General features: G+C 60.3%; 22 protein-coding genes. 9 read left to right on the forward strand and 13 right to left on the reverse strand.

Features of this window, described 5'->3' with window-relative positions:
- Nucleotides 1-80: 80 nt before the first annotated feature.
- A complete protein-coding gene (gene rpsA / locus RUI03_RS02440; protein ID WP_317288699.1) occupies nt 81-1,784 on the forward strand; it encodes a 30S ribosomal protein S1 in 1,704 nt (567 codons plus the stop codon).
- A gap of 187 nt (nt 1,785-1,971) precedes the next feature.
- Nucleotides 1,972-2,748, forward strand: coding sequence for a DUF481 domain-containing protein (locus RUI03_RS02445; RefSeq protein WP_317288700.1), 777 nt, complete (start codon nt 1,972-1,974; stop codon nt 2,746-2,748).
- A gap of 84 nt (nt 2,749-2,832) precedes the next feature.
- Here the strand turns inward: RUI03_RS02445 and RUI03_RS02450 are convergent, their stop codons facing one another.
- The 3 genes from RUI03_RS02450 to rpsU all read right to left on the reverse strand — a co-directional run bounded on the left by RUI03_RS02450 (nt 2,833) and on the right by rpsU (nt 4,978).
- Nucleotides 2,833-3,624, reverse strand: coding sequence for a VPLPA-CTERM sorting domain-containing protein (locus RUI03_RS02450; RefSeq protein WP_317288701.1), 792 nt, complete (start codon nt 3,622-3,624; stop codon nt 2,833-2,835).
- Nucleotides 3,625-3,799: 175 nt separating this feature from the next.
- On the reverse strand, nt 3,800-4,543 hold the full coding sequence (locus RUI03_RS02455) for a pirin family protein (protein WP_317288702.1): 744 nt from the start codon (nt 4,541-4,543) through the stop codon (nt 3,800-3,802).
- Between the two features lie 174 nt (nt 4,544-4,717).
- Nucleotides 4,718-4,978, reverse strand: coding sequence for a 30S ribosomal protein S21 (rpsU, locus tag RUI03_RS02460; RefSeq protein WP_410795902.1), 261 nt, complete (start codon nt 4,976-4,978; stop codon nt 4,718-4,720).
- A 69-nt stretch (nt 4,979-5,047) separates the two neighbouring features.
- On the opposite strand from rpsU, the gene RUI03_RS02465 reads away from it, so the two are divergent.
- Complete coding sequence (locus RUI03_RS02465) at nt 5,048-5,806, forward strand: COQ9 family protein (protein ID WP_317288703.1); 759 nt, start codon at nt 5,048-5,050, stop codon at nt 5,804-5,806.
- Entirely contained in the window at nt 5,803-6,333 is a 531-nt protein-coding gene (msrA, locus tag RUI03_RS02470) for a peptide-methionine (S)-S-oxide reductase MsrA (protein ID WP_317288704.1), read from the forward strand. The genes RUI03_RS02465 and msrA overlap by 4 nt, the downstream gene beginning before the upstream one ends.
- Before the next feature lie 257 nt (nt 6,334-6,590).
- On the opposite strand, the gene RUI03_RS02475 is transcribed toward msrA, so the two are convergent.
- The 4 genes from RUI03_RS02475 to RUI03_RS02490 form a co-directional block, all read right to left on the reverse strand.
- Entirely contained in the window at nt 6,591-7,622 is a 1,032-nt protein-coding gene (locus RUI03_RS02475; protein WP_317288705.1) for a peptidoglycan -binding protein, read from the reverse strand.
- 13 nt (nt 7,623-7,635) lie between these two features.
- Nucleotides 7,636-8,571 (reverse strand): hypothetical protein, encoded by a 936-nt coding sequence (locus RUI03_RS02480; protein WP_317288706.1) that lies wholly within the window; start codon nt 8,569-8,571, stop codon nt 7,636-7,638.
- A gap of 95 nt (nt 8,572-8,666) precedes the next feature.
- On the reverse strand, nt 8,667-9,542 hold the full coding sequence (locus RUI03_RS02485; RefSeq protein WP_317288707.1) for a glycosyltransferase family 2 protein: 876 nt from the start codon (nt 9,540-9,542) through the stop codon (nt 8,667-8,669).
- Nucleotides 9,539-10,579 carry a glycosyltransferase family 2 protein gene (locus RUI03_RS02490; RefSeq protein ID WP_317288708.1) on the reverse strand — a complete coding sequence of 347 codons (1,041 nt, stop codon included), beginning with the start codon at nt 10,577-10,579 and terminating at the stop codon, nt 9,539-9,541. The genes RUI03_RS02485 and RUI03_RS02490 overlap by 4 nt, the downstream gene beginning before the upstream one ends.
- A gap of 68 nt (nt 10,580-10,647) precedes the next feature.
- Here RUI03_RS02490 and RUI03_RS02495 point away from each other — a divergent pair, with 68 nt between their 5' ends.
- Complete coding sequence (locus RUI03_RS02495) at nt 10,648-11,883, forward strand: O-antigen ligase family protein (protein WP_317288709.1); 1,236 nt, start codon at nt 10,648-10,650, stop codon at nt 11,881-11,883.
- Here RUI03_RS02495 and RUI03_RS02500 read toward each other — a convergent pair.
- From RUI03_RS02500 to folE, 3 genes are all read right to left on the reverse strand, one after another.
- Nucleotides 11,880-12,347, reverse strand: a complete 468-nt coding sequence (locus tag RUI03_RS02500; RefSeq protein WP_317288710.1) for a hypothetical protein — start codon at nt 12,345-12,347, stop codon at nt 11,880-11,882. The two genes, RUI03_RS02495 and RUI03_RS02500, sit on opposite strands and share 4 nt — an antisense overlap.
- A 67-nt stretch (nt 12,348-12,414) precedes the next feature.
- On the reverse strand, nt 12,415-12,813 hold the full coding sequence (gene hisI, locus RUI03_RS02505) for a phosphoribosyl-AMP cyclohydrolase (RefSeq protein WP_317288711.1): 399 nt from the start codon (nt 12,811-12,813) through the stop codon (nt 12,415-12,417).
- Between the two features lie 52 nt (nt 12,814-12,865).
- On the reverse strand, nt 12,866-13,492 hold the full coding sequence (gene folE, locus RUI03_RS02510; protein WP_317288712.1) for a GTP cyclohydrolase I FolE: 627 nt from the start codon (nt 13,490-13,492) through the stop codon (nt 12,866-12,868).
- Between the two features lie 185 nt (nt 13,493-13,677).
- On the opposite strand from folE, the gene cysS reads away from it, so the two are divergent.
- Both cysS and RUI03_RS02520 read left to right on the forward strand, forming a co-directional pair.
- Nucleotides 13,678-15,051, forward strand: a complete 1,374-nt coding sequence (gene cysS / locus RUI03_RS02515; RefSeq protein WP_410795903.1) for a cysteine--tRNA ligase — start codon at nt 13,678-13,680, stop codon at nt 15,049-15,051.
- A 55-nt stretch (nt 15,052-15,106) separates the two neighbouring features.
- The gene (locus RUI03_RS02520; protein ID WP_317288714.1) at nt 15,107-15,730 is read left to right on the forward strand and encodes a GyrI-like domain-containing protein; all 624 of its coding nucleotides are present in this window, start codon (nt 15,107-15,109) and stop codon (nt 15,728-15,730) included.
- 24 nt (nt 15,731-15,754) lie between these two features.
- Here RUI03_RS02520 and RUI03_RS02525 read toward each other — a convergent pair whose 3' ends face one another.
- From RUI03_RS02525 to RUI03_RS02535, 3 genes are all read right to left on the reverse strand, one after another.
- Nucleotides 15,755-16,405 carry a hypothetical protein gene (locus RUI03_RS02525; RefSeq protein ID WP_317288715.1) on the reverse strand — a complete coding sequence of 217 codons (651 nt, stop codon included), beginning with the start codon at nt 16,403-16,405 and terminating at the stop codon, nt 15,755-15,757.
- A 119-nt stretch (nt 16,406-16,524) separates the two neighbouring features.
- Nucleotides 16,525-17,367 (reverse strand): class I SAM-dependent methyltransferase, encoded by an 843-nt coding sequence (locus RUI03_RS02530; RefSeq protein WP_317288716.1) that lies wholly within the window; start codon nt 17,365-17,367, stop codon nt 16,525-16,527.
- Nucleotides 17,368-17,440: 73 nt separating this feature from the next.
- Nucleotides 17,441-17,815, reverse strand: coding sequence for a DUF202 domain-containing protein (locus RUI03_RS02535; RefSeq protein WP_317288717.1), 375 nt, complete (start codon nt 17,813-17,815; stop codon nt 17,441-17,443).
- A gap of 92 nt (nt 17,816-17,907) precedes the next feature.
- On the opposite strand from RUI03_RS02535, the gene RUI03_RS02540 reads away from it, so the two are divergent.
- On the forward strand, nt 17,908-18,351 hold the full coding sequence (locus tag RUI03_RS02540; protein ID WP_317288718.1) for an iron-sulfur cluster assembly scaffold protein: 444 nt from the start codon (nt 17,908-17,910) through the stop codon (nt 18,349-18,351).
- Nucleotides 18,348-18,599: a membrane protein insertion efficiency factor YidD gene (yidD, locus tag RUI03_RS02545; RefSeq protein WP_317288719.1), complete on the forward strand. Its 252-nt coding sequence runs from the start codon at nt 18,348-18,350 to the stop codon at nt 18,597-18,599. Before RUI03_RS02540 ends, yidD begins: the two co-directional genes overlap by 4 nt.
- The last annotated feature ends 61 nt before the right edge of the window (nt 18,600-18,660 follow it).

Genomic DNA, 18,660 nt, shown 5'->3' on the forward strand with positions numbered 1-18,660 from the left:
TCTCTCAACGCTGGCTCTTTCTTCCCGCGACGAAGGACTGGCCCGAACCAGGCGGCTTGCCGCCACCCTTTGAGGAAATTTTGTCCGAAACGTTTAACCCGTCCCGCGACGATTTCGCGGAAATGTTCGAAGCCTCGGTCGTTGATCGCGTCTCCTTCGAACAGACCGTTGTCAAAGGTACCATCACCGGTATCGAAAAAGACATGGCCATCGTTGATGTTGGCCTCAAGACTGAAGGCCGCGTGCCTTTGCGTGAATTCTTTGATCCGTCATCTGACAAAAAAGTCAAGGTTGGCGATCAGGTCGACGTTTTCATCGATCGTATCGAAAATGCCCATGGCGAAGCCGTCATCAGCCGTGACCGTGCGCGCCGCGAAGAGGCATGGGAACGTCTTGAAAAATCATTCGAGGATGAAGATCGCGTCGAAGGCGTCATCTTCAACCGCGTGAAGGGTGGCTTCACAGTCGACCTCGGCGGCGCTGTGGCGTTCCTGCCAGGCAGCCAGGTGGACATTCGTCCGGTTCGCGATGCGAGCCCGCTGATGAACATCACTCAGCCCTTCAAGATCCTGAAAATGGACAAGCGCCGCGGCAATATCGTGGTGTCCCGTCGTTCGGTTCTCGAAGAGGATCGTGCAGAACATCGCCAGGAAGTCGTCCGTGACCTGAACGAGGGTGACGAGCGCGATGGCGTCGTCAAGAACATCACCGATTACGGTGCGTTCGTCGAGCTGGCACCAGGCGTCGATGGCCTGCTGCACGTCACCGACATGAGCTGGAGCCGGGTCAACCACCCATCCGAAGTGTTGAACGTGAACGACACGGTCCGGGTCAAGATCATCAAGATCAACCCAGAAACGTCACGTATCTCGCTCGGCATGAAGCAGCTGCAGCCCGATCCATGGGAAGGCGTTTCCGCCAAGTACCCAATCGGTGGCAAGTTCCACGGCAAGGTCACGAACATCACCGACTACGGCGCGTTTGTTGAACTGGAAGATGGCATTGAAGGCCTCGTCCACGTTTCTGAAATGTCGTGGGTCAAGAAAAACGTGCCGCCATCATCCATCGTCTCTCCAAGCCAGGAAGTGGACGTCATGGTGCTGGAAGTCGACGAGCAGAAGCGCCGGATTTCGCTGGGCCTCAAGCAGACCCTGTCGAATCCATGGGAGAGCTTTGCTGAGCGTCACCCCATCGGCTCCGTCATCGAAGGCGAAATCAAGAACATCACCGAGTTCGGTCTGTTCGTTGGTATCGACGACGACATGGACGGCATGGTCCACCTTTCCGATCTCGATTGGGAGCGGTCAGGCGATGACGCGATCAAGGAATACTCCAAAGGCCAGGTTGTCCAGGCCAAGGTCCTTGACGTTGATCCGGACAAAGAGCGTATCTCCCTCGGCATCAAGCAGGTTGCCAACGATCCAATGGATGCGATCGGTGAACTGCGCCGCGGCGACGATGTAACGTGTGAAGTGACGGCCGTTGAAAACGGCGGGATCGAAGTTCGCGTTGGTGGCGATGGCGGGCCTAAAGCCTTCATCCGCAAATCGGACCTTAGCCGTGACCGTAACGAACAGCGCCCTGAGCGTTTCGCAATCGGTGACAAGGTCGACGCCCGGATCGTCGCACTGGACTCCCAGTCGCGTCGTCTGTCGCTCTCGATCAAATCGCGTGAGATGGCTGAAGAGAAAGAAGCCGTCGAACAGTTCGGCTCTGCCGATAGCGGTGCGTCGCTCGGCGACATTCTCGGTGCCGCCCTGCGCGACACTGAAGGTGACAATTAAGACCTTCGTGGTCTGAACACTTCTGGCCCCGGACGGTTCGCTGTCCGGGGCTTTTTTGTGGCCGCCAGTCGGCCATGGAGGCGTCGTAACCCTCTGTTTACCAAAATGCGGTGGCTGCGGGGTTGAGAAGGGGGCCGACAGTCCCGACAATACATCCGACTGAATAACGAGAAAAAGGAAGGAGCCGATGATGGATCTGATGACGATGAGTTTGCTGGGCGTGGTCGGCACATTCGCCGTTGAGCCTCTCGCGGCCGACGACAAGGGCAAAGAAAACTGGGACGGCTCGGTCGAATTCTCCGCTGCGTCCGCTTCGGGCAATACCGAGAACACGGTTCTGGGCCTGAAGCTCGATGCGCGCCGCGTGCTTGGGCGGTACACCCATGATGTGGCTGCCGGCGCCAACTACGCCGAATCGACGACCCGTGATGATGACGGGGAAGACGTGAGCGCCGTCACGCAGGACAACTGGTTTGCCCGGTACCGGATGGAGATCCAGACCGGTGACCGCACCTTCATCTATGGCCGGGCGCGGTATGAACAGGACAGCTTTTCAGGCTTTGAAAGCCGCGCTTTTCTGGGCGCCGGTCTCGGGCACAGCCTGATCGAGAATGACCGCACGACGTGGGACGTTCTCGCCGGTCCGGGGGTGCAGTACACGGTACTCGAGACACCGGAGGGGCCGGTACCGGAAGATTTCGAAGATTCCGAGACGGAATTTGCGCTCTATGCCGGCAGTGACCTCAACTGGACGCTGCGTGAGAATGTCGCCATCGAGCACGATCTCGACGTGACCTATTCCGAAGAGAACACGACCCTGTCGACCGAAGCGGCGATCAAGACCAAGCTGACCGAAGCGCTGTCATCGCGGCTGTCCTACAAGGTCACCCATGAGACTGATCCCCCCGTCGGGCGTGAGGCCACGGACAGCCTGCTGCGCGCGTCCATCGCCCTCGGTTTCTAATCAGCCAAGGAACGAACCCCTCAGACATGAAAAACGCCCGCCTGGCTTCAGGCGGGCGTTTTTGAGTTGGTATCTTCTGATTGATCAGGCGGCGGCAGTGGCCCGTCGACGACCCCACAGCAACCCGCCAAAGCCGGCCGCAAAGAGCGGCAGGGCGGCAGGCAGGGGCACAACCACAGGCTCCAGCAGATTGCTCCGCAGGATCTGCTCGGCCGAGAAAGGCGAGAACATCGCTACGAAACTTGGATCTGCAAACGGGGTGGCGCTGATATATTCAGCCATCAGGGATGAATTGTCGCCCTCTGGATGAATGGCGCTGAGGACGTGACCCATCTCATGCGCCAGAACGGCGGTGATGAAGCGGGTGACCTGGCCCTGTTGAGCTGGCGTCACCGCGTCACCGGCCAGGATCGCCAGCGCGGCCAGATTTTCAACGAGACCGTATGGGGCTGGGTAAGTGTCATCCGGATCGTTCACATAGGCGAGGCCCAGGATCGTATCGATCATACTGTCCGTAAAGCCGATATAGATGGTATTCGGATCGAAACCCATGGCGTCTTGGAAGTCGGTGTAATCCGTCAGCGTCTCCACCGGTCTGACATTGTTCGTACCGGCCTCGCGTGTCGGCGTGACGGCCGTGATCTGATAGCTGGGCTGAACGTCGACGAAGATGCCGATGACACCGAAAATCGCGTTCAGATAGTCCACGTCAAATGTGGGCAGAACGCAGCTCTCTGGAACGGCGGGCTCACAGATCGTTATGGGCTGCAACTTGACAGAATAGGTCGCAGCGGACGCGATCCCCATCGTCGTGAAGAGCGTCAGCGTGGCGGCGACCATCCGTAATGGCAAAGACTTCAGCAAATTCTGTCTCATGATGATCATCCCCCTGATCGCGTCGTGATACGCGATGTTAAGCATACCGTTGAAATTGAGAAAGAATAAAACTCATTTTGTGCGGCGCAATAGGGCTTTAATTGCAGGTCAGGCGACGCGGTTTCGCGTCGCCTGACCCGTCATTGCGTGATTTTCCCGCTTGGGTTGTTTCAGCCTAGCTGATCGTCTGGAGGTCAAACAGCAGAATCTCGGCGTCCTGACCCTCGGAAATCGTCACTGTGCCCGGCTCGACAATGGCGAGACCATCTCCGCGACCAAGCTTCTGGCCGTTCACGCTGGCGCTTCCGCGCGCCATCTGCAGCCAGGCTTTGCGACCCCGACGAATGTCAAAACTGGTCGCCTGCTCTCCATCAAACGTGCCCGCATAGACATCAGCGGGCGCCAATGTGCGGATCGCGCCATCGCGGCCGTCCTCAGCGATGAAAAGGGCGAGTTTCCCCGCCTTTTCCTCTGGCGACAGCTGCTTGACCTCATAGCGGGGGCGGGCGCCGCGGGTCGCCGGCATCAGCCAGATCTGCAGAAAGCGCAGATCGTCCGTCTGGCTTGGATTATATTCCGAATGCCGGACGCCAGACCCCGTCGTCATGAATTGAATGCCGCCCGCGCCAACCACAGACCCGTTGCCCAAGCTGTCCTTGTGCTCGATCTGGCCCTCCAGGACGTAGGAGAAGATCTCGAAATCCTGGTGCGGGTGAGGCGGAAAGCCGCCTCCCGCAGCGACAAAGTCATCATTGATGACCCTCAGGGCCTCAAAATGCGTGTGCTGCGGATCGTAGTAGCTGGCAAAGGAAAAACTGTGGGCGGACTTCAGCCAGCCATGATCCGCGTGCCCCCTCTTTGCAGCGGGGCGCAGAACCATTTTCGGCGTCGTGGGCGATTTGACTGCAGTGGTGCTCATGGCATCCTCCATTGTGTTGGGAGGAATGTCGCCATTCTGGGTCGTTGGGACAATTGGTCAAAGCCGCAACGCAGTGTTGCGCCGTGCGCACAAGGCAAGACCACAACGCAAAAAGCCGCGACGAGCAATTCAAGCCCGGTCGCGGCAATTCGTCATGAAAATCGTGGGTAAGACCTAGATCAGGCCTTCGCGCTGCAGTTTCTTGCGATGCAGCTTCCGCGCACGGCGAACGGCCTCAGCTTTCTGACGAGCCTTCTTCTCAGATGGCTTTTCATAATACTTGCGGCGTTTCATTTCACGGAAGGTCCCTTCGCGCTGCATTTTCTTTTTCAGCGCGCGGAGGGCTTGCTCGACATTGTTGTCGCGCACGACGATGGTAACGATGACGCGTTCTCCTTTATTGACCCGTTGGTGTAGAGCCCATCTGGGGCGTATTCGAGGTTTAAAACTGAGTGCTCGCCATCCGGCTGGACGGGAGCGAGAAAAGGCGCATATCAGAAAGAAATGACACTGTCCAATTCTCCATTGCCGATACCGGCGCTAAATTCATCATCTTCTCAGGATGACGGTCGCGATGATGACCGGCGGGTCCTGCTTGAGGCTATCCTGTCTGAAGCCGCCTTTGATGGTTGGACCCGGACCGCCATTGACCGGGCCGCTCTGTCGGAGGGTTATACCTCACGTGAAGTCGCAAGAGGTGATGTCAAGATATTGTTTCCTAAAGGAGTCAGGGACGTTCTTGACTTCTGGGCATCGGAAGAAGACCGCCTGATGCGGGAGCGGTTTGTCGGTCTGAACGCGCGCCCTGAGAAAATTCGCGACAAGATCAAATGGCTGGTCCGGCAACGGATCGAACAGCTTGAAAATCATCGGGAAGCAGCGAGACGAGCCGCCGCGACGCTGGCGCTGCCGCACCTGGCGGGTCTTGGTGCCCAATTGGCGTGGCGCAGTGCCGGTCAGATGTGGGAGGCCCTTGGCGATCGCTCCACCGATGCCAATTTCTATACCAAGCGGGCGACGTTGAGTGCCGTCTATCTTTCGACATTGACCCGCTGGTTCGCTGATGAAGGGGACGGAGAGATGGGCGATCCCCGCTCGGCCACGTGGCACTTCCTCGATCAGCGGATCGACAATGTGATGCAATTTGAGAAGGTGAAGGCGCAGGCCCGCAAATGGGGCCCGTCAGGCGAGGCCGTTGCCGGCCTGCTCGGCCGTTTGCGCTACGCAGGTGCGAAGCCTTCCGATCAAGGAGATATGAAATGACCGATGATGCAAAAACGACTGATCGCGCGCTGCTGGCGGGCGGCTGCTTCTGGGGGATGCAGGATCTGATCCGCAACGTCCCTGGCGTCCTCCGGACACGCGTGGGCTATACCGGCGGGGCGTTTGATGACCCGACTTACACAGATGTGAAGACGGGCATGACGGGTCATGCTGAGGCGATTGAGATCGTTTATGATCCGGCCGTAGTGTCTTACGAAAAGCTGCTGCACTGGTTCTTCCAGATCCATGACCCTTCGACCAAGAACCGGCAGGGTAATGATATCGGGACGCAGTATCGCAGCGCGATCTGGTACACATCAGAAGAGCAAAAAGAGACCGCTGAGCGCGTCATCGCGGCTGTCGACAAGTCCGGTCTGTGGCCTGGCCCTGTGGTGACCGAAATTGCGCCCGCTGGCGTGTTCACCCTGGCTGAAGATTTTCATCAGGATTATCTGGAAAAGCACCCCAACGGCTACACCTGCCACTTTGCCCGTCCCGACTGGACGCTGGACGACGCGGCAGCCTGAAATTTTTCCATTGCAAAAAAAAAGGCGGCCCCGGTGCTGAAGACCAGGGCCGCTATTTGCTGTGCGCTACCTGAGGGGGGTCGTAGAGCGCACCAGCTATCCGCAAGAGATCATAGCGCTCACGACCGCTTGGGGAGAGGAGGGGACGCGGCCGCAGCGAAGTACAGAACCTCTTGGAATACACGATATGGGAGATTGGGAAGCGGAGGATAAGAAGGCGATTTATTAAGCCTTCGTTATCCTTTAGGCCCGCTTTCTCAGCGCTCTGTCAGCTTGAATTCGATCCGACGGTTCTGGGCCAGCGAGGCTGAATCACGACCAGATACGAGAGGCTGATACTCGCCAAAGCCCGCGGCCACGAGGCGCCGGTTTGGCACGCCCTGGCTCGACAAATACTGAACCACCGAAATGGCACGCTCAGCTGACAGGTGCCAGTTGCTGTCAAACTGCAGCCGGCAGGTGGGGCCCAGCGGCGACTGGTCCGCATGGCCATCGACGCGCAGAACCCACGCCACGTCGGACGGTATCTCGCCCTGGATTTCCAACAGAACTCTCGCCAGTTTGCCCAACTCGGCCTGGCCAGCCGGGCTGATCGTGGCAGAGCATGAACCAAACAGGATGTCGCTTTCAAACACGAACCGGTCACCCACCACGCGGACATCGGTCCGGTTGCCGAGGGCATCGCGCAGCGCTTCAAAGAAGCGTGAGCGGACTTCCGCCAGTTCCTGCACCTTGCGGGCGAGGGCAGCATTGAGGCGCGAGGACAGATTTTCGATCTGGGCCTGTTGTTCGAGGTCTTTGGCTTCGGCGGCCTCCAGCGCTTCCTGCAGCGAGGCGAGCTGGCGCCGCAGGGCGGCCAGCTGGGCGTTCAGCGTTGCGATCTCTGATTTCTGATCTTCGCTCAATGCTTTCTCGGCTTCCAGCTCTTCGGCGGACGCGGCAACGGCGGCCCCGAGCGACGCAAGCTGGCCATCCTTCTCGTCGATCGTGTCCTGCAGGATCTGCAGATCGACCATGAGCTGATCGCGTTCATCGGACAGCTTGGCGTTGTCGGCCTTGGCAAGGCTGAGATCCTTGGCCAGTTCTGCGAGCTGGTCCTTCAGCCTGGCAATGGCGCTGTCCTGTTCTGAGAGGAGCTGTTCTTTCTGGGTCAACTGCTCGCCGAGATAGAACTGCGCAACGACGAAGATGGACAGAACGAACATCAGCACCAGCAGCAATGTCGACAGACCGTCGACAAAGCCGGGCCAGATATTCGCCCCCTGGGTCGTTGCGCGGCGACGTGCCATGAACTCTTGCCCCTTAGCGCCGTTTCTCGGGCTGTTCGCCCTCGAGCAGCATATGACCCAGATCGCGGATTTCCTTCTGCAGGGCCCGCGTGTTCTGGGCGTTGCCAGCGTTCAACTCCTTGATCGCAGCATGCAGGCTGGCGAGCATGTCGCCGCCATCGAGGCTGACGGACTTGCCATCGCCTGTAATGATCGTGGAATTGTCGGTGATACCCGACAGCCAGTCTTCGAGGTCGGAATAGAAGCGGTTCTGGGCCTGTCCGGCCTGAATATCGAGGAAGCCAAGCACGAGGCTGCCGCCGAGACCGAAGAGCGAGGACGAGAAGGCCGTGTTCATGCCGGCGAGCGGCGCATTCAGCCGATTGATCAGCTGGCTGACGGCCGACGCCGAGTCTGAGCCTGTGTCTGCGCCAAGCGCTGCAATCACGCCTGAGACTTCCGTAACGGTTTGCAGGAGGCCCCAGAATGTGCCGAGCAGGCCGAGGAAAACGAGAAGATTGCCAGCATAGCGGCCAAATTCGCGGCCTTCATCAATGCGGGTGCCGATGGAATCAAGAATGGCCCGCGATGAGGAAGCCGACAGACGGCCTCCGCGCTCATCGGCGTCGAGCAGGATGCGTGACATGGCGCCAATCAGTGTCGGCGGGCGGGGCAGGCGCGTGCGCGACGGGTCCACCGAGTTGCGGAAGCCCGACACCCAGCGAATCGCCGGTTCGATCACCATGGCCTGCCGGAAATTATAGATGATGCCGATGAAAAGGACGAACAGGATCAGACCGTTCAGCCATGGATTGGCCTGGAACGAGGTAACCAGCAGTTCATTCGGATTGGGCGACCAGGGCGACAGTGTATAGCCCACAACCCCGACAACGCCGAGAAAAAGCACCATATTCATGATCGCGCCGCCTGGTCCGGTGAACCGAACCGCGCGTTCAAGTGATCGTGACATGCTGATCCCTCACTTACCCAGATTGCCCATACCCAAGCGTTGTGACCCATTTTCGCACAAAGGTGAAGGTTCTTATGGGGGCGAAGGACTGATCACTAACCGCTACCCGGCGGAATCCGGCCTGTCAGGGCGCCGCGGACGATCCCCTTATGAAGGGCGCAGCGGATCTGGTATCGCCAGTGCTGCGGCGTTTGCTCGCCAAAGCGGCGGGCCGCTATCCAGCAATAAAGCCATTTCGCCGCCGATCTGGCAGCGAGAAACCAGCCGCGCCCCTGACGCTGTCGAACGCCATAGGCCCGCCCGTGTCTCGCCTTCCGCGCCAGCAGCCAGTCGGTTTCCATCCGGTCGGGCAGGACCGGCTCATAGACAAGCCCCTCATCGAGGCGGACATATCGCGCCCCGCGGGCATAGGCCTCTTCAAAGAAGGCGCTGTCCTCACTTTGGCGAACGCCGCGATCCACCGGGAAGATGGCATCGAAAAAGGCCGGGTGGGTCATGTCGATCACGCAGCTGGCCGTGTGGCCGGTCATGATCCCCCCCCGGGTGGCGGGAACGATGTGACTGTGGGGTGAGAGCGACTTCATCCATGCGGGCGCGTCATCGGGATAGGTGGCGATCACCGGACCGAAAACGGCCGCGATGCCAGGCGTCAGGGCGGTGCACAGATGAGCCAGCCAGTCGGGCGCTGCATGCTCGTCATCATCAATAAAGGCGAGATGGTCGCCCCGGGCGGCATCGAGCGCTGCATTCCGGGCGATGGCGATATTCCGCGCAGGGGCGTGGATATAGATGAGGGGCAGGGAAACACTCGGCTGCAGTTGCTCAACCAGTGTCTTGGCTGATGGCGTCTCATCATTATCAACGATCAGCACACGGTCAATTTGCACGCCGATCTGAGCGTCGACCGAGAGGATTGTCTCTGCGAGGAAGGGGCGGCGATAGGTGCAGATGGCAACGGTCAGGCGGCTCATCTGGGCCTCTGGGTGTTCAGGCTGGCGCGCAGGAAACCCAGCCCCCACGCCAGATGTTCGGTCCCCAGAACAGCGGGTGCCAACAGGGCACAAGGCGCTGACGCCGCAATCGCCTTGTACAGACCGAACAGGGCAAGGATCAAAAGATAGGTGGCCGGATAGATCAGCGTGAGCGGCCAGAGGGGCGCCGCCACCAGTGATAGGACCAGCGCGGCCGTATGACCAATAGGGATCCACTGCCGCAGCTTGAGGGGCTGCCGGTGGCGACGGACATGCAGCGCGCGCCCCTGACCATAGCGGAAATATTGCTTCCATAGGCCGAGGAGCGACTGGCGCGGGATGTATTGAATACGGATGTCCGCATCGAGCCAGATCCGCCCGCCATCGGCGAGCAGGCGCGTATCGTATTCTGCGTCTTCATTGGCGATGAGGCTCTCGTCATAGCCGCCAAGCGCGGTGAACCGCTCGCGCCGAAAGCCTGCATGATGGCCATGATCGACAAATCCGGACCGCCGGCCACCACGATGGGCGGATCCGCCCGCACCGAACCGCGTATCCGCGAGCAGGGCGTTGGCCCGGCCGATGATCGTGGGTGATGGGCCCGGCACGGCATCCATCGGTACCACGAGGCTGTCGCACTCGGTCTCGATCAGGCGTTGCGCCACCGCCAGAAGGAAACCTGGTGGATAGACCGCATGGGCATCACAGCGGATCAGAATGTCGCGCGATGTAGCTTCGTCGGCGGCGGCGATGTTGAGCGCGGCCGCCTGGCTGCGTCTGGGGTTATGCCGGAGAATAATCTGCGGAAAGCGGTCCTGCAGGGCGATGACGATGGCCTGCGTGCCGTCGTTGCTGCCACCATCCATGACGATCAGCTCGATATCGCTTGCGTCGTTCATGAGCGAGGTCAGGCACGCCTCGATCATCGCGGCCTCGTTGAGGCAAGGGACGACGGCGAGAATGCGCGCGCCAAGGCCGGCAGGTGGCGAAGAGGGCGATATATCTGTCACGCCAACGGTCATAGCGCGATTTGTCATGAAGAAACGTCATCGCGTGGCGTGGATCGACCTTTGTCTGGTGCGATTTTTGCGGCACGCCTTGGGTCATGACCACGAATTTCACCATGTCGACGCCCTTGCGCGCACGAGCTGCACCGTCCCTGCAGGCGGGCCGCGGCGATGTCGTCGATGAGATGATGCTGGTTCTGGCGCTGGTGGTGCTGCCGCTCGACTTTCCGATGGCCCAGCCGGTGCGGCCGCTCGTGACGCTGCTGCTGCTTGCCTATGGCGCCCTGCGGTGGCGATCATTGGCGCCGGTGTTGTGGCAGGGGCGATGGTTTCTGGCGCTGCCGCTGTTCTGCTTTCTGTCGATGATCTGGGCCGACCGGCCCATGGCTGCATTCCGTCACGGCGCATTGTTGAGCCTGACCATGGGATTTGCGGCTCTATTCGCTGCCCGTCTGGACCCCAGGCAGATCGCGGTGGCGGTTCTGCTGAGCCAGGGTGGATTGGCACTGGCGAGCCTCATCATTGATGCGTCCGGCGGTGTTGGGGGGTGGAGCGGTGTGTTCGCGCACAAAAACGTGTTGGGCCAGCGGATGCTGTTTCTCACCCTGGCTGGGGCGGCCATTCTGTTGCGGCCCGGCTATCGCGGCTTGTGGAAGTTGACCGCCCTCATCCTGCTGCCGCTCGCGCTCTTTCTCGTGGCCCGGTCCAATTCTGCCACCGCGGTCATCCTTTTGGCTGTCATGGTGCCAGTGGCGGGGCTGCTTGCGCTGGTCTGGGCCCCAGCTGCGTCGGTGCGGGGCCTGCGCCCGGCTCTGGTCTTGGGCGTACTCGCCACGGGCGCGCTGGCTCTCCTGATCCTCGTCAATGTCTATCACATCGAACCGGTCAATGACCTGCTCGATGCCTTTGGCAAGGACCGTACCCTGACGAAACGGACGGAAATCTGGGCACTCGGCAATCGGGCGATCGCTGAGGCGCCCTGGCTCGGCGTGGGGGCGGCGAATTTCTGGCTGGTCGACAACTGGACCGCGCTGCAATTGACCACGCGATTTCAGACGATGACCCAGACGTTCTCGTTTCACAATCTGTACTATCAGCTGATCGTCGATCTGGGGTTGATCGGTCTTCTGGTGTCGCTGTCGGTCTATGGTCGGGCGGTCTACGGCATTGTTGCAACGTGGTGGCGGGACCAACGGTTTGCAGATCCGTTCTTCATTACCCTGACGGCGGTGTTCGTCATCCGCAGCCTGTCGGAGGCGGAGCTGTTCTACGCGCTGGTCATGGGGCCGATCTTGTTCTGGATCATGGCGTTCAGCGCCCTCGTCCGGCGTTAGAATAGGCGGGTACCAAACCGCAGCCACGCCTGGGTCATCACATCACAGAAGCGCTCCGCAGAAAGACCATATCGGTTCATGACCTGCGCCCGGCGCACGACGGGACCGTTATGGCCATCGACGACATAGACAAGCTCGACCCCATGACCTGATGGGACAAGCGACTTCACCTGACGCCAGGATACTTTCAGTCCGGTCAGACCCGCATGCTGTTCAATCGCCCGACTGTCGACCTGCAGGAAATTCCAGGTGGGCCAGATGCCTGCTGCCAGCAACATGGCGCTGATGACGGTCAGCATGGACATGACATCAAACGGCGCGGCGCGGCCGATCGCGTGGCCATAGGCAATGATGGCGATCTGTGAGGTGACGACAATCGCTGCGATGAGCGCGAAGGGCGATTGCCAGAAGCGCGCCTGAAGGCGGACCTCACGGGCGAGAAGGGGCTGTTCGGCGTCGTTCATCGTCAACCTCAGGGATGCGGCTCGCCTTTCGGCAAGTCAGCCTGCGCCCCAGATGATCGTCATACGCTCAGTCCGTGAACGTCAGTTTACCTGGCGTCGTTAAAGTCGATTTACCATCGGGCAGAGCAACGGGGACCTGACGATAGAAACAGGTCTGCCGACCCGTGTGACAGGCCGCGCCTTCCTGGATGACTCTGGCGACCAACGTATCCTGATCGCAATCCGTCAGAAGACGAACCACCTTCTGCGTATGACCTGACGTTGCTCCCTTGTGCCAGATCTCCTGGCGTGACCGGGACCAGTAATGGACCTCGCCGGTCTGACGGGTCAGGCGCAAAGCCTCTTCATTCATGTAGGCCAGCATCAGGACCTCGCCGCTGGCGTGATCCACAGCAATGACCGGCATCAGGCCGTCAGCGCCAAAGCGGGGGCGGAAGTCGTGGGTTTCGTCGATGGAATCGGTCATGCCGGAGAACTAGCGGAAAGCCCTGTGGCCCGTACAGGGCCACAGGCGGGCATCAGCGACCGATCAGCTTGAAAAAGCGCGCTTCCATGTCCGGGTTTTCCTTGAAGACGCCCGTAAATCGCGTCGTCAGCGTATCGACACCGTGCTTGTGGACGCCGCGCGTCGACATGCACTGATGCTCAGCCTCAATGACCACCGCCACGCCGAGGGGATCGAGCACCTTGGTCAGGGTATCGGCGATCTGGGCCGTCATTTTTTCCTGCACCTGCAGGCGCTTGCCATAGATGTCGACGAGGCGGGCGAGCTTCGAAATGCCCACGACCTTGCCGTTCGGCATGTAGCCGATATGCGCCCGACCAATGATCGGTGCCATGTGGTGTTCGCAATAGCTTTCGAGCCGAATGTTTTTCATCAGGACGATGTCATCATAGCCCTCGACCTCTTCGAAGGTACGGGACAACACGGTCTCGGCGTCCTCGGTATACCCGGAGAACCATTCCTTGAAGGCTTTCGCCACCCGGGAAGGGGTGTCGATCAGGCCCTCGCGCGTGGGATCGTCGCCGGCCCATTTGATGAGGGTCCGCACGGCTGCTTCGGCTTCTTCGGGCGTGACACTGTTGCCCTGTGCCGCGCCTTTTAGCGCTGCTGCTTTTGGATTGTCGTAGGCAATGACGCTCATAGGTCTGTCCTATCATTCCGTTGTGGGATCGCCCCGCCGCAACATCGGGTCTGGCGCGTGCACCTGTTCTGCCAGGTCGGTCGCAACCGAATAGGCGATATGGAGGCAAGGAGTTCCATCGACAATCGCAAATCCGGCAAGACTGCGTTGCGCCGCCCGCAGGTTCGGGGCAAATCGCGGCCATGATGACCCTTTCCCTATATGACAGCTACCGCCGCAGCAAACAGAAATTCACCCCGCAAAAGCCAGGTGAAGTGACGATTTATTGTTGTGGACCAACGGTTTATGCGCCGCCTCACATTGGCAATGCGCGAGCCGCCGTGGTCGCGGACAGCCTGGTCCGCCTGATGCGTCATCACTATGGGCGCGACAAAGTGCGCTACGCCCGCAATTTCACCGATATTGACGACAAGATCATGAAGGCGGCCCGCGATGAGGGGGTCGAAATCGGCGTCATTACGGACCGTGCCACACAGATCTATCTCGACGGGCTTGATGCGCTGGGCTGCGAGCGGCCTGACATGGCACCGCGCGCGACCGAGCATATTGAGGGAATGCAGGCCTTGGTTTCGGCGCTGCTCGACCGCGGTCATGCCTATGAGGGGCAGGGGCATATCCTGTTCGATGTGAACAGCTTTGAGGCGTACGGCGCCTTATCCGGGCTCGATCGCGATGCCATCATTGCGGGCGCGCGGGTGGAGGTAGCCCCCTACAAGCGGGACGCAGCCGATTTCGTCCTCTGGAAGCCGTCGGCTGATGATGAGCCGGGCTGGGACGTGCCCGCCGACTGGCCGATCTCGGGCCGGGGACGTCCTGGCTGGCACCTCGAATGCTCAGCGATGATCCGCTCTGTCCTCGGCGAGACGATCGACATCCATCTCGGCGGGCAGGATCTGCGCTTTCCGCACCACGAAAACGAGATCGCCCAGAGCTGCTGCGGGGCTGAGACCGGCGGTATTCCGTTAGCGAACTATTGGGTCCATAACGGCATGCTGCGCCTGTCGGGTGAGAAGATGTCCAAAAGTGTGGGCAATATCGAAACGCCGCAGGAACTGCTGGAGCGGTGGCCGGGTGAAGCGCTGCGCTTTGCGCTGCTGTCGGCGCACTATCGGCAACCGCTCGATTGGTCCGACGATCTGATTGGCGCCGCCCGCACCCAGCTTGATGGGTTCTACCGCATCATCGACGGCGTGGACGATGCGGTCGCGCCCGATGAACGCTTTGTCGCAGCGCTGGGGGATGATCTGAACACCCCGCAGGCAATCGCCGTGCTTCACGATCTGCGGAACAGTGCCGCCCACGGGGACACGGCTGCGGCCGCGCGGCTTCGCGCGAGTGGCCGTCTCCTCGGTCTTTTTGGCGTCTCAAGCGCGGAGTGGTTCCAGGGCGGTGCCGATGGTGATCTGTCAGCGGACGATATTGAGGCACTGATCGCTGAGCGGCTCGACGCGCGCAAGTCCAGGGATTTTGCCCGGGCTGACGCCATTCGCGATGAGCTGACGGCGAAAGGCATCATTCTGGAGGATGGCCCGCAAGGCGTTACCTGGCGCCGCGGCTGATGATCGGCATGGTCTGCCTTTCCCCTGTGTGACATGATGGGAGAGGGAGAGACCAATGACCAAGACCGATCTGAAAAAAGATCTGAAGGCATTCTACCAGACGCGGGCGAAAACGTTCGAGCTGGTGGACGTGCCGCCCATGAATTTCGTCATGGTCGACGGGCAGAGCAGCCCCGGTGATGCACCCGCCTATCTTGAGGCGGTCCAGTGGCTTTACGGGATCAGCTACGCCGCAAAATTCCACGCCAAGACCGAGCTTGACCGTGACTACGTGGTGATGCCGCTGGAAGGATTGTGGTGGGCGGTTGATTATGAAGATTACCGCCACGGCAACCGGGATAAATGGCAGTGGACGCTAATGATCATGCAGCCCGACTTCATAACGCCCGCGATTTTTGAGCGCGCCTTTGACAAAACAGCCGCAAAGCACGATGCGCCACCACCGGAGTCACTGCGGTTCGAGGCCTTCAGCGAAGGCCTTTCACTGCAGATGGTGCATATTGGTCCCTATGCAGACGAGGCCCCGATCATCGATCAATTGCACCGGGAGATTATTCCGGCACGGGGCCTCGTGGAAAATGGTCACCATCATGAGATCTACCTGTCCGACCCCCGCAAGTCGGCACCCGAGAAGCTCAAGACCATTCTTCGCCAGCCGGTGATGGCGGCCAAGGCGTGACAGGGCGCTCAGCGCCCCGTCAGACTATCGGGCCTTCTTCGCGCGACGCGCGATTGTGCCGCCCGTCAGAGCCGTCAGCATGAGGACCATGGCCCCCGGAACGGGCACCTCGGATGTGTCGACGATGCTGAAGCTGATATCGTCGGCATAGGCGTCTGTCGAACTGAACCCGGTCCGATTGAAGACCAGCCGAAGGACCGCATATTGCGCCGTTGCGGGAATAAGGTCGCTCGCCGTCTCCAGGCTGAAGGCATAAGGCGTTGATGTCGGATCGGTCAGCGTCACTGTGCTGCCAATCTGCGCATCGGCCACGTCAAAGAATTGCAGGCTGAGCCGCGCACTGTCCAGAACGCCGCTTGCGGACCGGTTCTGCAATTGGGCGGACAGGTTATATTGGGCCGTGCCCGTCGAAATCAGTGCCAGCAGATCACTCAGATCGATCGTCTGTTCCAGTGTTTCGGTTGCGGGTCCTGTGCCGCTGCCAAAACTGTAGCTGCCCTCGTAAACCTCAGGCGCCGATGAAATGACCGTGGCGTTACCGATCCAGCCATCAATCGTACCGGTTTCGGCATCGCCGTTAACGACGAGATTAACGCCTGTCGTGACGACGGCGGCCTGCGAGGCCCCCAACAAAAAGAAGCCTGCGCCAGCCACCAGGGCCAATGGATATATCATGATGTCACTCCTACTCATGGATTGCGAAATGCATCCGCAATCCTCCCCTGAACGGGGAGCAGGAGACCATGGGCGTGCTGCCTCGTTAATACCCTGAACAGGGTATATTTGACGTCAACCTATTTGGTGAAAAGCAGGACGAACTGGTCGGTCTTGCCGCGAATGGCTTCGTCAAAGACATTGGCCGTCAACGGATCATCTTCACGGCTGAGGATGTCGGACTCTGCGGTTTTCGTCAGGCCGGCAGTGATCGCCATGTCCTCGACGATCGACGCTTCAATCCGGTGCAAGGTCGCCCCGGCCTCGGTCCCGGCGCCATCGGCAGCGCGGTGGTCAACGAGCAGAAGGCGACCGCCCGGTTTCAGAACGCGGGTAATCTCTGCGAATGCCCCGGCAGGATCGCCAAGGTTCTGGCCGTTCGGCGCAAACCACAGCTCATGCGGTCCCTGTATCCAAGTGATGAGGTCAATGCTGCCGTCTTCCACCTGAAGGTCATCGAAATTGGTTCTCAGTACCGAGACATTTGGCAGGCGGTCGTCGCCGAGTCGGACCGTCAGGCTGTCGCCCAAAAAGCCATCAAAAGCTGGCGGATTTTGCATGTAGAGCGTGCCATCCGCGCCGATGACGCGGGCGATGATTTCCGTGAAATAGCCGCCACCCGCTTCCATTTCGAGGACCGTCATGCCGGGCTCCAGCCCTGCAAAGTCCAGCGTTTCGGCGGGGAGGCGGCTTGCGTCGCGCGTCCGTTCTTCGGCCGGGCGATCAGGATGCGCGAGGGCCGCGGCCATCGGATCAGCCTCAACAGCGACTGCCGGTGTTTCTGTCAGCGTCGCAGCTTCGGCCTGTTCCGCTGCCGGGGTTTCCGTAGCCGTCAGTGTGCTGTCGGCCTGGTCGCCCGGTGAACACGCACCGAGGGCCATGATGACGCCTGCGGCAAAAAGCATTTTTGTATAGGCGGTCATGACGCTCCCCAATCTTTGTTGTGACAATCGGCACGAACCTAGACGGCTTTTGATCCCGCAACAATGAGAGGGCTCACGCGCCGCCCGAATATCCATTCATGATCCAGATTGCGACGACGAGCAGGGCCGCTGCGACGGAGAACAATGCTGACATCACCTGCATGCGGCGCGGTGAGGTTGGGTCGGCGCAATGGCTGTTCAGGCGCTTGAGCACGTTGGTTGCCTCGTGCTGGGCACCCCAGAAGATGAAAATGCCCGTGAGGATGAAGATCGTGGCGATCGCTTTGGCCACCCAGGTCGGGTCTGTGGCCCTGAACAGGGCGTTGAACCCGACGCCGAGGCCCACCGCCGCCAGCCCGGTGCGGAGCCATCCGGCAAAGGTCCGCTCATTCGCCATGATCGTGCGGTCTTCTGCCCAGCGGGTCCGGTCGTCTTGTTCTGCGGCCATAGGCCTTTCTGCAGGAAAATCAGCCGCCAAGGCAAGGTCTGGGGCGTGAACGGGGGCTTTCGGGTCAGGACAGTGATCGCTACATAGCGCTAATGCTCAACGACCTTTATTCCGAACAGCTGCTGGATGCCGCCGCGGACATGCCGGCGCGCACTGATATGCCTGATGCCGATGCGATTGCGCGCAAGGTGTCCAAGGTCTGCGGCTCGGATGTCGAAGTAGCCCTCAAGGTCGCGGACGGCGTGGTCCGGGACATCGCACTCGACGTGAAGGCATGCGCCCTGGGGCAGGCCTCCTCATCCCTGCTCGCCAAATCCATTCGCGGGGCCAGTACGGCAGAGGTTCGCCAGTTGCGCGCTGACATGATCGCCATGCTGAAGGAGGGCGCAGCGCCCCCGGCCGGTGAGCGCTGGGCCGAGATGGCCAAGCTGGAACCAATCCGCGACTATCCTGCCCGCCATGCGTCGACGCTGCTGGTGTTCGACGCTGTGGTCGCCTGCCTTGATCAGATCGAGGCGGCGGAGCAGGGCGCATGAGCGCAATTTTGCGGCGGGCGGCGCTTTTCTTCTTGCGTGTCTATCAGCTGACCCTTTCGCCAGTTCTTTATTTTCTCGGTGTGCGCTGTCGCCATGAGCCGACATGCTCCCATTACGGCATGGACGCGTTTCGGCTTCACTCGCCCTTGCGCGCTCTCAGGCTGACGGTCAGCCGCGTGCTCAGATGCCGACCGGGTGGGACGAGCGGCTATGATCCGGTGCCGCCACCTCGCGGAAGTCGTGGGTAAGTCTTGACGACACTGGCCACCCGCCGCAGATCGGGCTTAAACAGACACCCCAGAACGATAC

Source organism: Parvularcula sp. LCG005 (assembly GCF_032930845.1).
GTDB lineage: Bacteria > Pseudomonadota > Alphaproteobacteria > Caulobacterales > Parvularculaceae > Parvularcula.